The organism is Neorhizobium sp. P1_A6, assembly GCF_056406795.1.
The window spans coordinates 79,356-92,766 of record NZ_JBFTZM010000014.1; the positions used below are offsets into that span (position 1 = coordinate 79,356).

A 13,411-nucleotide genomic window follows, 5' to 3' on the forward strand; every position below is an offset into this window, starting at 1 on the left:
TGGCGTGTCAAAGACGCCAACCGGTTAAGGTGAGTGCATGACGGTGAGGTGATGGAAGATTGACGCTTCGATGAAGCTTTGATGACTGAAATTTCACAAAGGCCGGCGGCCTCAGGCGCTCCTGCGAAGCGCCATCCAGCGGCCCGGCGTCATGCCGAACGTCTTCTTGAAATGACGGGTGAAATGCGCCTGGTCGGCAAAGCCCGTATCGGCCGCGATATCCGCCAGGCTGCCGCCTTGTGACAGCAGGACCTTCGCTCGGTCGAGCCGGCGCATGACGAGATAGCGGTGCGGACTGGTGCCGAGAAGCTTTCGGAACTGCCTTGCGGTCGTGTAGCGATCGAAACCGCTGACTTCCTCCAGTTCCTCCGAAGAAACCGTCCGGTCGGCGTTCGCCTGCAGGTAATCGCGGCAGCGCAGAACCGCCTGTTGTGCCCGCGGCGTGCCGGCAACGCTGCCCTTGCCGTCGGCATGGTGCCAGAGACTTGTGGCTATGCGGCCGATCAGGTCGTCGAGCAGCAGGTCCTGCGGCTCGGCTTCGAGATCGTCCAGGGCTTCGGTAAGACACTGCTGGAATTCCGCATCCGCTATGATGGGATCCGGCACGAAGGGCAGGCCGCGCGAACCGCCTGCCGCCTCGATCAGCCGTTCCGGCGGCAGGTAGAGCATGCGGTAGCGCAGCCCGGCATCGGTGCCGGCCGCCCCGTCATGCACCTCGTCCGGATGCAGCACGATGACGTTGCCGGGCAGGCTGGCGCGGGCGGCGCCGCGATACTGGAAGGTCTGCACGCCGGAAAGCGTCAGCCCGATCGCATAGGTGTCGTGGCGATGCGGCTCGAAACCGAGCCCATGGAAGCGGGCCTCGATCCGCTCGATGCCGCGCGAGGAGGGCGCCTGGACGATGCCGTCAGGAGCGCCGCTTGCGCTGCCGTCGGGCGCGCATCTTGCGCTGCCGTCGGCTGTGGCTCCCGAGTTGCACGAACGTTCAAGACCGGCCGCATCCGCTGCCGCTATCTCGTCGGTCCTTGCATGGCCTTTGGCATAACCTTCGACGGAGTTGTTTTTCATGTTCGATACCAAGATCGCGATCGTGCTTCGCGATGACCTCGCCCCCTGGCAGGAGCTCAACGTGACCGCGTTTCTGACGAGCGGCATCATCGCGCAAAATCCCGCGATCATCGGTGAAGCATATCGGGATGCGGCAGGTCATGTCTATAATCCGATGAGCATCCAGCCGATCGTTGTGCTGACCGCCAACCAGGAGACGCTGCGCACCATTCACCGGCGATCGCTGGAACGGGAGGTGACGACATCGGCCTATATCGAGGAAATGTTCTCGACCGGCCATGACGCGGCCAACCGCGAGGTGTTCGCGCAGTTTGCGCCGGAGGATGCGAAGCTGGTGGGCATTGCACTCCGGGCCGGGAAAAAGATCGTCGACAAGATCACCAAAGGCTCGAAAATGCATACCTGACGGCGAAGAACATGGTCCTCGGAATAACCCATAGCGCCGCGATCGGCGTGGTCGACGCCACCACATAGGCGGTGATGCTGAGGAGCAGGTAGTTCAGCCAGCCGACGTGCTTCGGCGTCATCAGGCCCGGCAAGGCGACGAGCAGGTTAGCGGTGCAGATCACCCGGATGATCGGGCGGACCCAGAGCGGCGAAAAGGCTCCAAGGCCCGGCGCTTCCATGAGGAGGACGAGCAATAGCGAGAGCAGGACGACGACTGCGATGAGGACATTCGATGTCGGATAGCGCATCAGTCGCTCAGGCCCCCAGCGTCGCGAAGATTGGGGCAAGCGATCGTCGCATACCCTTAAAGCTCCACCGCCTCGACCTTTTTGTTGACGAAGCGCAGTGCCACGCCGCCGTTGATCAGTTTGAGCGCTGTTTCACCGAAGAGATCGCGGCGCCAGCCGGAAAGGGCGCCGACATTGGCGGCCTCACCCTCGGCGGCGATCCTTTCGAGATCGTCGGTATTGGCGATGATCTTGGCGGCGACGCCCTGCTTGTCGGAGATCAGCTTCAGAAGAACCTTGAGCAGCTCGACGGCGGCGGCGGTGCCTTCCGGGACATGCACATGTTTCGGCGCATGCGGCATCTCGGTCTTCGGCAGGGCGAGCGCGGCGTTGACCGCTTCGATGATGGCGGCGCCGGAGGCGGAGCGCTCCCAGCCTTTGGGAATGGTGCGGAGCCGCGACATGGCTTCCACGTCCTTCGGCTGCTGCTGGGCGATCTCGTAGATCGCATCGTCCTTCAGCACGCGAGAACGCGGCACGTTGCGGCTGCGCGCTTCGCGCTCGCGCCAGGCAGCGACAAATTTCAGAACGGCGAGTTCGGTCGGCTTGCGCAGGCGCGACTTGAGGCGCGCCCAGGCGTCGTCCGGATGCAGGTCATAGGTGCCGGGCGATTCCAGCACGGCCATTTCCTCGGTCAGCCACAGCGCCCGGCCTTCCCGTTCGAGCTGGGTCTTGAGGAAGAGATAGACGTCGCGCAGATGGGTAACGTCGGCCAGCGCGTATTCGAGCTGCTTTTCGGAAAGCGGCCGGCGGCTCCAGTCGGTGAAGCGCGACGACTTGTCGATATGGACGTCCTTGATGCGGCTGACGAGCTGGTCGTAGGAGACCGAATCCCCGAAGCCGCAGACCATGGCGGCGACCTGGGTATCGAAGATCGGATGCGGCACCAGATTGCCGAGATGGTAGACGATTTCGATATCCTGGCGGGCGGCGTGAAACACCTTGGTGACGGCGGGATTGGCCATCAGCTCGAAGAAGGGTTTCAGGTTCAAGCCCTTGGCGAGCGGATCGACAAGGACTTCGACAGTCGGGCTCGCCATCTGGATGAGGCACAGCTCGGGCCAGAAGGTCGTTTCCCTGAGGAACTCGGTGTCGATGGTGATGAAGTCCGATTGGGCCAGCTGGATGCAGGCTTCTTCGAGTGCGGCGGTCGTTTGGATCATCGTTTCATTCACGTGAGGGTGATCAACCTTCCTTCTCCTTCCGGCCGCATATGTCAATACGGAACGGTGCTTAACCTTTACTGGCGCTCGTCTTTCTCGGGCGGGCCGGCAAGCCTGTTGAAATAGGCAGACGTCCGAAGCAGCGAGCGGAAACGCCAGGAACGCTCCGATGGCGGCACTGAGGCGCGCGCCCGCATCCGCCTCAGCGTGAAGATCATGAAGCCCAGGAAAATGAACGAGGTGTAGGCGAAAAAGGCGCGGGGTCCGTAATATTGCAGCAGGATCGAGGCGAGCAGCGGCCCGATCGTCGCACCGACCGACCAATAAAACAGCAGGCCGGCCGAAACCAGCGCATGCTCTCCCGGTTTGGCGTAGTCGTTGCCATGCGCCGAGCACAGCGAATAGAGCGGCATCGAAAAGGCGCCGAACAGGAAGACACTGACGATATTGGCGGTCTCGCTGGTGCCCGCCCCAAAGGAGAGGTAGGCGCCGGTTATGATCGAGCCGATCGTGGTCCACAGGATGACGCGGCGCCGGTCGAGCCGGTCGGAATAGATGCCGAGCGGATATTGCAGCACGACGCCACCGATGATGCCGGCGCTCATGAAGGTGGCGATCGAGGTGATGCTCATGCCGATCTCCGCCGCATAGATCGGCCCGATATTGCGGAAGGCCGCCATCGACAGGCCGACCGAGGTGACGCCCACCACCGCGAGCGGCGAAATCCGCCAGACGGCCTTGAGGTCGAAGGCGATTGCCTGCGGCGGCGCAGGGCTGGATTTGTCGGCGATCGAGATTGGCACCAGCGACAGGATCAGCGCGATTGTGATGATGTTGAAGATGAAGGGGCCTTCGATGCCGACGGTCGGGATGATGTATTGCGCCACCGTCACCGAGCCGAGATCGACGAAACGGTAGATGGAGAGCGTGCGGGCCCGGTTGGCGTTGGTGACCTTGGCGTTGATCCAGCTCTCGACCGTCGCAAACAGGCTGGCGACCGCGATGCCGGTCACGAAGCGCATCGCGAACCAGAAGGTCGGGTCGACGATCATCGACATGCCGATCGACGCGGACGCCGTCACCGCGGCCATCGCCGAGAAGGTGCGGATATGGCCGATCTGGCGCAAGAGCCGCGTCACGTACATGCAGCCGAAGGCAAACCCGATGCTGTAGCCCGCGCCGATCATGCCGATCGTCGAGGGCGAAAAGCCCTCAGCCGAGCCGCGCAGCGCGATATAGGTGCCCTGCAACCCGTTGCCGCCGATCAAAATGCCTGCGGTGACGAGGAGGGGGATCAACGGACGGATATGGCTCATCGGGGGAGGGCTTTGCGCGGGAATCGGGAACGGTTTTGGGCGGTTCTACCCGTTCTATATCCCGAACGGCCGGTGGGGCACAGCGATAAGCGACACCTACGAATTTTATAGAGGGCAGGCCGCAAAATGCGGTGCCTTCTGCAATTTTCTCGTCGGCGACTGTCGGAACGGTGCAGCCTCAAACGTCAATTTCGTGCCACCGTTGTTCGTCTGACCTGAAAGGATGCCCATGCTGCCCGATACGCTCGAAGTCATTACCCTTTTCGTCGACGATATCGATGAGGCGAGGACCTTCTATCGAAAGGTCTTTTCGCCGAGGATCGTCTATGAGGACGCGGTTTCCTCCGTTCTTGAATTTTCGAACCTGATGATCAATCTGCTGCAGGTGACGCAAGCGCCTGAGCTGGTCGAGCCGATGCCGGTTGCATCGCTCCGTACCGGCGCGAGCTTCCTCCTCACCATACGGGTAGACGATGCCGACGAGGTCTGCGCAAGGCTGGGGGACCTTGGCGTCTCCCTGCTGAATGGGCCGACAGATCGGCCCTGGGGGCGCCGGACCGCGGCCTTTGCCGATCCTTCGGGGCATGTCTGGGAGGTCGCGCAGGTATTGAAGCCTGCCGACTAGCTCACCGGCTCTGGCCTTGCCGCCGCTGTTGCCCTAATCGGAGGGAAACGGAGGCGCCAGAACATGAGTCCCATCCTCATCGTCATCTTTCTCGCGGCAGCGGCGGCTCGAATCGCGAGCGTCGTCGTCTCGAAACGCCACGAGCGGATTTTGCGCGATGAGGGCGCCGTCGAGCATGGTGCGTTGAACACCCGGCTGCTGGCACTTGCCCACGGCCTGTTCTATCTCGCGGCATTCGGCGAAGGCTGGGTAAGGCACGCCGAATTCGACGGCCTGTCCGCGATCGGCCTCGCGATCTTTGTTGCCGCCTTGGCGATGCTTGTCTGGATCGTCCGGCTGCTCGGCCCTGTCTGGACGGTGAAGATCATGATCGCCAGGAACCATCCGGTCAGCCGGCACTGGCTTTTCCGTAACCTTCGGCATCCGAACTATTTTCTGAACATCCTGCCGGAACTCGTCGGTTACGCGCTGATCTTCCATGCCTGGCTCACGCTTATGACCGGGCTACCGGTCTATCTGGTGATCCTGATCGTCCGCATCGTCCAGGAGGAGAGGGCGATGCGCGGCCTGTTCGGAACCGCCTCGGCGTCCTGACCTGCCGCCCGGAATCCCCCCGATCCTTCACGGCGTTTTGCGGCCAAGGTCGGTTCTACCTTGACAAAGCATGTCCATCATGCGCTTTTCCCGCCGATTTTCCATAAAGCCGGCAGGCCGTGCCATGCACGCCAAAAGACCGCAAAACCTACCAGTCCAGGATACTGAAATGCACCGTTACCGCAGCCATACCTGTGCCGCCCTCAAGAAGTCCGACGTCGGATCGACCGTCCGCCTGTCCGGCTGGGTGCATCGCGTGCGAGATCACGGCGGCGTGCTGTTCATCGACCTTCGCGACCATTACGGCATGACGCAGGTCGTCGCCGATCCGGACAGCCCCGCCTTCAAGACCGCCGAGATCGTCCGCGGCGAGTGGGTGATCCGCATCGACGGCCTCGTCAAGGCGCGCTCGGAAGACACCGTCAACAAGGGCATGGCGACCGGCGAGATCGAACTCTACGCCCAGGAGATCGAAGTGCTCTCCGCCGCCAAGGAACTGCCGCTGCCGGTGTTCGGTGAGCCGGACTATCCGGAAGACGTGCGCCTCAAGTACCGCTTCCTCGACCTGCGCCGCGAAACCCTGCACCGGAACATCGTCAAGCGCACACAGATCATCTCCGACATGCGCCGCCGCATGGGCGAGATCGGTTTTGCCGAATATTCGACGCCGATCCTGACCGCATCTTCGCCGGAAGGCGCACGCGACTTCCTGGTGCCGAGCCGCATCCATGAGGGCAAGTTCTTCGCCCTGCCGCAGGCGCCGCAGCAATACAAGCAGCTGTTGATGGTCGCCGGTTTCGACCGTTATTTCCAGATCGCCCCCTGCTTCCGCGACGAAGACCCGCGCGCCGACCGCTTGCCGGGCGAATTCTACCAGCTCGACCTCGAAATGAGCTTCGTCACCCAGGAAGACGTCTGGGACACGATGGGTCCGGTGATGACCGGCGTGTTCGAACAGTTCGCGGAAGGCAAGCCGGTCACCAAGGACTGGCCGCGCATTCCCTACGACGTGGCGATCCGCAAGTACGGCTCCGATAAGCCGGACCTGCGCAACCCGATCGAGATGCAGGCCGTCACCGAACATTTCGCCGGCTCCGGCTTCAAGGTGTTCGCCGGCATGATCGCTTCGAACCCGAAGGTCGAAGTCTGGGCGATCCCGGCCAAGACTGGCGGTTCCAGAGCCTTCTGCGACCGCATGAACGCCTGGGCGCAGTCGACCGGCCAGCCGGGCCTCGGCTACATCTTCTGGCGCAAGGAAGGCGACAAGCTCGAAGGCGCCGGCCCGCTTGCCAAGAACATCGGCGAGGAGCGCACCGAAGCCATCCGCACCCAACTCGGCCTCGATGACGGCGACGCCTGCTTCTTCGTCGCCGGCGATCCGGCCAAGTTCTACAAGTTTGCAGGCGAAGCCCGCACCCGCGCCGGCGAGGAACTGAACCTGGTCGACCGCGACCGTTTTGACATGTGCTGGATCGTCGACTTCCCGTTCTACGAATGGAGCGAGGAAGACAAGAAGCTCGATTTCGCCCATAACCCGTTCTCCATGCCTCAGGGCGGCATAGAGGCGCTGGAAAACCAGGATCCGCTGACGATCAAGGCATTCCAGTATGACGCGGTATGCAACGGCTTCGAAATCGCTTCGGGTTCGATCCGCAACCAGTCGCCCGAACTGATGGTCAAGGCCTTCGAAAAGGTCGGCCTCAGCCAGGCGGATGTCGAGGATCGCTTCGGCGGTATGTACCGCGCCTTCCAGTACGGCGCGCCTCCGCATGGCGGCGCTGCCTTCGGCATCGACCGAATCGTCATGCTGCTTGTCGGCGCCAAGAACCTGCGCGAAGTGACGCTGTTCCCGATGAACCAGCAGGCACAGGACTTGCTTATGGGCGCCCCGTCGCCGGCCACCCCGCAACAGCTGCGCGAACTCGCCATCCGCGTCGTGCCGACGCCGAAGAAGGACTGAGTTCTCTGAACAACAGAAAAGCCCGGCCAAGCGCCGGGCTTTTTGATTCAATCTCGGAGGATGACCGGCCTAAAGGTCGGCAGCGACGGCCTTTTTCAGGTCCAGCGTGAACTGGCCCCACATGCCTTCGAGCGTGGTATTGGTCAGCCCCACCAGCGTGATCTTCTTCGCAAGGTCCATGAACCAATGGTGGCCGTAGACGCCGCCCCATTGCAGCGAGCCGGGGGAAACCGGCAATCCGGCCTTTGCTGGATCGAGTATGATCGCCCAGCCGAAGCCGAACCCGAAACCGGGCCGCGTCGGCTCCAGCAGATCGCCGATCTGGTTGGTCGTCATCTGCCGAATCGTCTTTTCCGACAGTAGCGGTGCGCCGCCCTTGGCGATGGTTTCGAGCACGGTCAGCACGTCGGAGGCGGTGCCGGCCATGCCGCCGCCGCCGGAATGGAAGGAGGCGGGATCGAAGATCCGATCCTGCGCGAACGTCACCGATCCGTCGAGCGCACGGACCTTTTCCGTCTCGCCCATGCGTTTCGGTTCGGGCGAACCGTCCACGTAAGGCGCCGCGAGCCGGCTGCGGTCGACAACGGTGAAGCCGGTATCGGAAAGGCCGAGCGGCCGCATCACCAGTTCAGTGACCGCCTCGCCGAGGCGTTTGCCGGTCTCTTTTTCGATGACGCCACCGAGCACGTCCATCGACACCGAATATTGCCAGCCAGTGCCGGGGGCGAAGAGCAGCGGCACAGAGGCGATGCGGCGCAGGTTCTCGTCGAGCGAAAGGCCCGGCCGGTCGACACCGTCGGAGACGCCGGCGCGGACGTAAGGTCCTTCTTCCAGGTGGAAACAATAGCTGAGGCCGGACGTGTGGGTGAGAAGATGCCGGATGAGGATCACCGGTTCTGAGCCGTCCTCAAGGCGCGGCCGGAAGTCCGGCAGCCATTTCGTCACCGGATCGTCGAGGCCGATGCGGCCCTGTTCGATCAGCCGCATGGCGGCGATGGTGACGATCGGCTTGGTTATCGAGGCAAGCCGGAAGATCGTGTTCTCTTGGGTCATGAGGCCCGCTTCCCGGTCCGCCAATCCGGCAGCGCGGCGGTAGACGATCTCGCCGTCCCTGGCGATCATCACCACAGCACCGACGAGACGCCTGGAGGCGAGCGCGCTGTCGATCGCGGCCTCGATCGTGGGGAAGGGTATCTGGGCTGATGGATGGATTGGCAAATTCATGGGACAAAACCTTCGCTAAAGACGCTTTTATCTAGGGTCGCCTCGGCGAGGGGGCGATCCGGTCGGCCACAAAAAACATTGGGCGACATGCTGCAGGCGATCGCGGACGACGGAACTGTTCAGTTTCATATTCTCGATCAGCCGCCAGCCGGGAGCCGATCAAATGGACCTAGGCAGCAAGTCGGGCTGTCCCTGTCTCATCACCGCAATCTTGTCGCTTGCGCCTGCCCGTGGCGTCAAGACGCCGCCCCCTGGCTTTCCCGAGCGTCGGGCGAATAGGGGAACCATATCCGTGCGCTTTTGTTGTTAGGGCAGGCAGAAGCATAGGAGTTACGACATGCACAAGACCCTATTGGCCGCGTCGGCGGTCCTGATCGCACTCTCCGGTGCAGCTTACGCCCAGACGACGATCATCACCCAGGATCCGGTCACCACCAATTCGGCGGTCGTTCTGCCGGGCGAAGTTCGCACCTATGTCATGGAGCAGAGCGTTCCGTCGGTTTCCTATCAGGGCGACATCACCGTCGGGACCGCCCTTCCGGATACCGTCGAGGTGCATCCGGTCGATGGCTACGACAACTACGCCTATACGGTCGTCAATGACCGCCGCGTCGTCGTCAATCCACAGACCAGGACCGTCATCCAGGTTCTGGAATAATTTCATCCGGCTCTTTTCGAGCAACAAAAAACCCGGCGAGCGATCGCCGGTTTTTTTGTTGGCGGACGCATGGTCCTCAGTCGTTGGCGGTGACCTTGACGCCGAGAACGTTCGGAAGCGTGTTCGGCGCGCCCATTGCGGCACCCATGATCATCGGGAAGGGGACGGCATCGGCCGGTTCCGCGGTGATCGTGAAGCTGCCGGGCTTGTCGAGATAGGCGTTGACCGCAGCGCTCACCATGTTCTGCAGTTCCGGCACGTTGTACTGCGCCAGCATCATCGGCGTCATGCCCTTCAGCATCTGCGCCATGGCTTCGCCTGTGGTGCCCTGGCTCTTGCCGGCGTAGTCGAGCGCCTTCTTGGTAATGCCGGCATCCTCGAAGCGGATTTCGGCGCTGTTGAAGGTGAGACGCTGCATCAGGCCGAGCATCGCAAGGCCCGCGGCCTGCTGCGCTTCTTCCTTGTTCGGATTGGCTTCCATCGCCTTGGCCGTTTCGTTCGCGGACTTGATGAAGTCGAGCGTGTAGCCGGATACGCTGAAGGCGAGGTTGAGCTTGCCGACCTTGGCGAAATCGATCGCGTATTCGTCGATCTCTAGATTTCCGTCCGCCAGTGTCCAGCTTCCCGTCATGTTCACCTTGCCGTCGATCGAAGTGACGCCGAGCTGCTGCAGCGTGTCCTTCGCCTGGGCGTCGTCGACGAGGCTAAGGTCGCTCTTGACCCCGTTGATCTGAAGGTCGAAGCCGACGGAGGAGCTGTCGTCGGCGACCTCGGTGGTGAGGTTCATCCCATCGACCGAAAAGGCCTGCTTGCCGTCGACGGCGGCGGTCATCTTGCCGATATGCGCTTCGTCATAGAGCATGATCGCATCAAGGCCGTCGCCGCTTGGATTGCCGGGGACGGTAAGGCCGCTGATCGCGATGTCCGAGGCGGTGAAGACCGTCTTGTCCTGGCTGGTGTTGACGTTGTCGAAAGTGACCTTCTCGACGGTGTAGCCGCCATTATTCTCTTCGACGCCCTCGAACTTGACCGTGCCGAGCGGCAGGTTTTGCTTGCCGGCCTGGACCAGCAGCTTGGCGTTGGCGAGCGTCACGTTCGACCCGCTGACGGTGGCCTTTTCAGCCGAGAAACCGGCGCCGCCCTGGATCGAGAGCGCGCCGTTGATCTTGGCGACGAGATCGTTGCCGTCGAGCGCGAATGCCGGGCCGGCGAAAATCGAAAGCGCTGCGCCGGCGAGCAGAAGCCGGGCCTTGGTGGAGTATTGCATCGGAGTTCCTCCTGGCGGGCGATGGTCCGGCCCGCGTTCCGTTAGGGTTTTGTCGATAGTTCGGTCTGCTTGTTCGCGGCACCTTATAGGCAAGCCGGGTAAAAGGTTTATGGCTTTGTTCCACATTCCTTTCGTCAAAATTGCGGCTGACGATTCAGGGTAAATCAAACACTGATTTTAGTCCGGGAAAAGCCTTCATCCACAGGCTGTCGCCGGTACTTTCTTGCCGAGAATCGGGCTTTCCGCTAGTCAAGGCCCATGGGAAAAAATCTGACACCACCCGGCGGCGACGGCGGCGACAACATCCTGCCTGTCGATCTGAAAGCAGCGCTCGAAGAGCGTTACCTCGCCTATGCGCTTTCGACCATCATGCACCGCGCGCTGCCGGACGTGCGCGACGGCCTGAAACCCGTCCACCGCCGCATCGTCTATGCGATGAGCGAGATGGGCCTGCGCCCCAACGCCGCCTTCCGCAAATGCGCCAAGATCGTCGGCGAGGTGATGGGTAATTTCCATCCGCACGGCGACCAGTCGATTTATGACGCATTGGCGCGCCTTGCGCAGGATTTCTCGCAGCGTTATCCGCTCGTCAACGGCCAGGGCAATTTCGGCAATATCGACGGCGATAGCCCCGCCGCGATGCGTTATACCGAGAGCAAGATGACGGCGGTCTCCGAACTGCTGCTCGAAGGCATCGACCAGGACGCGGTGGATTTCCGCGACACCTACGACGAATCGAATTCCGAACCGGTCGTATTGCCCGGCGCCTTCCCGAACCTGCTGGCCAACGGCACGTCCGGCATCGCGGTCGGCATGGCAACGTCGATCCCGCCGCACAATGTCCATGAGCTTTGCGACGCCGCGCTGCACCTGATCAAGAACCCGTCGGCGACCATCGAAGACCTGATGGCGGATCCGGCCGAGCCTGCCAAGGGCGGCATCGAAGGCCCGGACCTGCCGACCGGCGGCATCATCATCGACAGCCGAGAGTCGATCGTCGAGGCCTACAAGACCGGTCGCGGCGGTTTCCGCGTCCGCGCCCGCTGGGTGATCGAGGATCTCGGCCGTGGCGGTTATCAGATCGTCGTCACCGAAATTCCGTTCCAGGTGCAGAAGTCGCGCCTGATCGAAAAGATCGCCGAACTGCTGCTCGCCCGCAAGCTGCCGCTGCTGGAAGACGTGCGCGACGAATCGGCCGAAGACGTGCGCGTCGTGCTGGTGCCGAAGAGCCGCACGGTGGATGCGACCCTGCTGATGGAATCGCTGTTCAAGCTGTCCGAGCTGGAAACCCGCCTGCCGCTCAACATGAACGTGCTCTCCATGGGCCGGGTGCCCAAGGTGATGGCGCTCAACGAAGTGCTGCTGGAGTGGCTGGCGCATCGCCGCGACGTGCTGGTGCGCCGCTCGCGCTTCCGGCTGGCGGCGATCGACCGGCGCCTGGAAATCCTCGGCGGCCTGCTGATCGCCTACCTCAATATCGATGAGGTGATCCGCATCATCCGCGAGGAGGACGAGCCGAAGCCCGTCATGATGGAGCGCTGGTCGCTTTCCGACATCCAGGTCGAGGCGATCCTCAACATGCGGCTGCGCGCCTTGCGCAAGCTCGAAGAATTCGAGATCCGCACCGAGCACGAGAACCTCACCAAGGAGAAGGCGGATATCGAATCGCTGCTGGCTTCCGAGGACAAGCAGTGGCGGGTCATCGAGCACGAGATCCAGGACGTCCGCAAGAATTTCGCCAAGGGCCGGGGCAAGCCCTATGCGCGCCTGACGACCTTCGCCGACGCACCGGATGCCGATATCGACGCGATCAACCAGGCGATGATCGAGAAGGAACCGATCACCGTCGTGGTCTCGCAGAAAGGCTGGATCCGCGCGCTGAAGGGACATATCTCGGATACCTCGACGCTGACCTTCAAGGAAGGCGACGGGCCGAAGATCGCGTTTACCGCCCAGACGACCGACAAGCTGTTGCTCGTCACCACCGGCGGCAAGGTCTATACGCTCGGTGCCGACAAGCTGCCGGGCGGTCGCGGCCACGGCGAGCCGATCCGCATCATCGTCGACATGGAGAACGACCAGGACATCCTGACCGCCTTCGTCCATGATCCGCAGCGCAAGCTGATCGTCGCTTCCACCGCCGGCAACGGTTTTATCGTCGCCGAGAGCGAGATGATCGCCAATACCCGCAAGGGCAAGCAGATCATGAACGTAGCCATGCCCGACGAGACCAAACTGGTCGTGCATGTTTCGGGCGATCACGTGGCCGTTGTCGGCGAGAACCGCAAGCTGCTGGTCTTCCCGCTGACCCAGCTGCCGGAAATGACCCGCGGCAAGGGCGTCCGCCTGCAGCGCTACAAGGACGGCGGCATTTCCGACATCCGCTGCTTCACCATGGCCGACGGCCTTTCCTGGGAAGACAGCGCCGGCCGCTCGTTCACCCGCAACAAGGACGAACTGCTGGAATGGATCGCCGACCGCGCCACCGCCGGCCGCGCCGTTCCGAAGGGCTTTCCGCGGAGCGGGAAGTTCGCAGGGTGATCAGCTTTTGGCGAGTGCGCTGAGGGCTACGTGATATTTCCTCATCGCCATTTTGGCGGCGAGGAGCTGACGCTGGAAATCCTTATCCGATATCGTCTTGGGATCGAAAAGCTCGATCCCAGTATCGTCGATATGAAGCTCCAATACTTGGCCTTCCTTCCAGCCAAGACGGTCAAGGATATCCTGGGGCAAGGCGATGCCGTGGTCTTCGCCGATCTTCTGAATAGTGATCTTCTGAACAGTGCTTTTCGCGTTCATCGT

13 protein-coding genes are annotated in these 13,411 nt (G+C 62.3%); 6 read left to right on the forward strand and 7 right to left on the reverse strand.

The features are described from left to right. Positions 1-111: 111 nt before the first annotated feature. Entirely contained in the window at positions 112-1,068 is a 957-nt protein-coding gene (locus AC1D3C_RS24090; protein ID WP_477484638.1) for an AraC family transcriptional regulator, read from the reverse strand. On the opposite strand from AC1D3C_RS24090, the gene AC1D3C_RS24095 reads away from it, so the two are divergent. After that, positions 1,067-1,474: a DUF2000 family protein gene (locus AC1D3C_RS24095; protein ID WP_477484639.1), complete on the forward strand. Its 408-nt coding sequence runs from the start codon at positions 1,067-1,069 to the stop codon at positions 1,472-1,474. The two genes, AC1D3C_RS24090 and AC1D3C_RS24095, sit on opposite strands and share 2 nt — an antisense overlap. On the opposite strand, the gene AC1D3C_RS24100 is transcribed toward AC1D3C_RS24095, so the two are convergent. The 3 genes from AC1D3C_RS24100 to AC1D3C_RS24110 form a co-directional block, all read right to left on the reverse strand. Continuing rightward, a complete protein-coding gene (locus AC1D3C_RS24100) occupies positions 1,446-1,763 on the reverse strand; it encodes a hypothetical protein (protein WP_477484640.1) in 318 nt (105 codons plus the stop codon). The genes AC1D3C_RS24095 and AC1D3C_RS24100 overlap by 29 nt on opposite strands. A gap of 56 nt (positions 1,764-1,819) precedes the next feature. Further along, entirely contained in the window at positions 1,820-2,965 is a 1,146-nt protein-coding gene (gene rnd, locus AC1D3C_RS24105) for a ribonuclease D (protein ID WP_477484641.1), read from the reverse strand. A gap of 77 nt (positions 2,966-3,042) precedes the next feature. Next, positions 3,043-4,281, reverse strand: a complete 1,239-nt coding sequence (locus AC1D3C_RS24110) for an MFS transporter (RefSeq protein WP_477484642.1) — start codon at positions 4,279-4,281, stop codon at positions 3,043-3,045. 223 nt (positions 4,282-4,504) lie between these two features. Between AC1D3C_RS24110 and AC1D3C_RS24115 the strand changes: the two genes are divergently transcribed. The 3 genes from AC1D3C_RS24115 to aspS all read left to right on the forward strand — a co-directional run bounded on the left by AC1D3C_RS24115 (position 4,505) and on the right by aspS (position 7,460). After that, positions 4,505-4,906: a VOC family protein gene (locus AC1D3C_RS24115; protein WP_038541817.1), complete on the forward strand. Its 402-nt coding sequence runs from the start codon at positions 4,505-4,507 to the stop codon at positions 4,904-4,906. A 63-nt stretch (positions 4,907-4,969) separates the two neighbouring features. Further along, positions 4,970-5,500, forward strand: a complete 531-nt coding sequence (locus tag AC1D3C_RS24120) for an isoprenylcysteine carboxyl methyltransferase family protein (protein WP_477484643.1) — start codon at positions 4,970-4,972, stop codon at positions 5,498-5,500. Positions 5,501-5,669: 169 nt separating this feature from the next. Beyond that, complete coding sequence (aspS, locus tag AC1D3C_RS24125) at positions 5,670-7,460, forward strand: aspartate--tRNA ligase (protein ID WP_477484644.1); 1,791 nt, start codon at positions 5,670-5,672, stop codon at positions 7,458-7,460. A 69-nt stretch (positions 7,461-7,529) separates the two neighbouring features. Here aspS and AC1D3C_RS24130 read toward each other — a convergent pair whose 3' ends face one another. Continuing rightward, entirely contained in the window at positions 7,530-8,684 is a 1,155-nt protein-coding gene (locus tag AC1D3C_RS24130; RefSeq protein WP_477484645.1) for a serine hydrolase domain-containing protein, read from the reverse strand. Positions 8,685-9,021: 337 nt separating this feature from the next. Here AC1D3C_RS24130 and AC1D3C_RS24135 point away from each other — a divergent pair, with 337 nt between their 5' ends. Further along, positions 9,022-9,342: a DUF1236 domain-containing protein gene (locus tag AC1D3C_RS24135; protein WP_477484646.1), complete on the forward strand. Its 321-nt coding sequence runs from the start codon at positions 9,022-9,024 to the stop codon at positions 9,340-9,342. A gap of 76 nt (positions 9,343-9,418) precedes the next feature. Here the strand turns inward: AC1D3C_RS24135 and AC1D3C_RS24140 are convergent, their stop codons facing one another. Further along, the gene (locus AC1D3C_RS24140; RefSeq protein ID WP_477484647.1) at positions 9,419-10,609 is read right to left on the reverse strand and encodes a hypothetical protein; all 1,191 of its coding nucleotides are present in this window, start codon (positions 10,607-10,609) and stop codon (positions 9,419-9,421) included. Between the two features lie 258 nt (positions 10,610-10,867). On the opposite strand from AC1D3C_RS24140, the gene parC reads away from it, so the two are divergent. Then, entirely contained in the window at positions 10,868-13,150 is a 2,283-nt protein-coding gene (parC, locus tag AC1D3C_RS24145) for a DNA topoisomerase IV subunit A (RefSeq protein WP_038541829.1), read from the forward strand. Here the strand turns inward: parC and AC1D3C_RS24150 are convergent, their stop codons facing one another. Next, on the reverse strand, positions 13,151-13,408 hold the full coding sequence (locus AC1D3C_RS24150) for an AbrB/MazE/SpoVT family DNA-binding domain-containing protein (protein ID WP_477484648.1): 258 nt from the start codon (positions 13,406-13,408) through the stop codon (positions 13,151-13,153). Positions 13,409-13,411 lie beyond the last annotated feature (3 nt).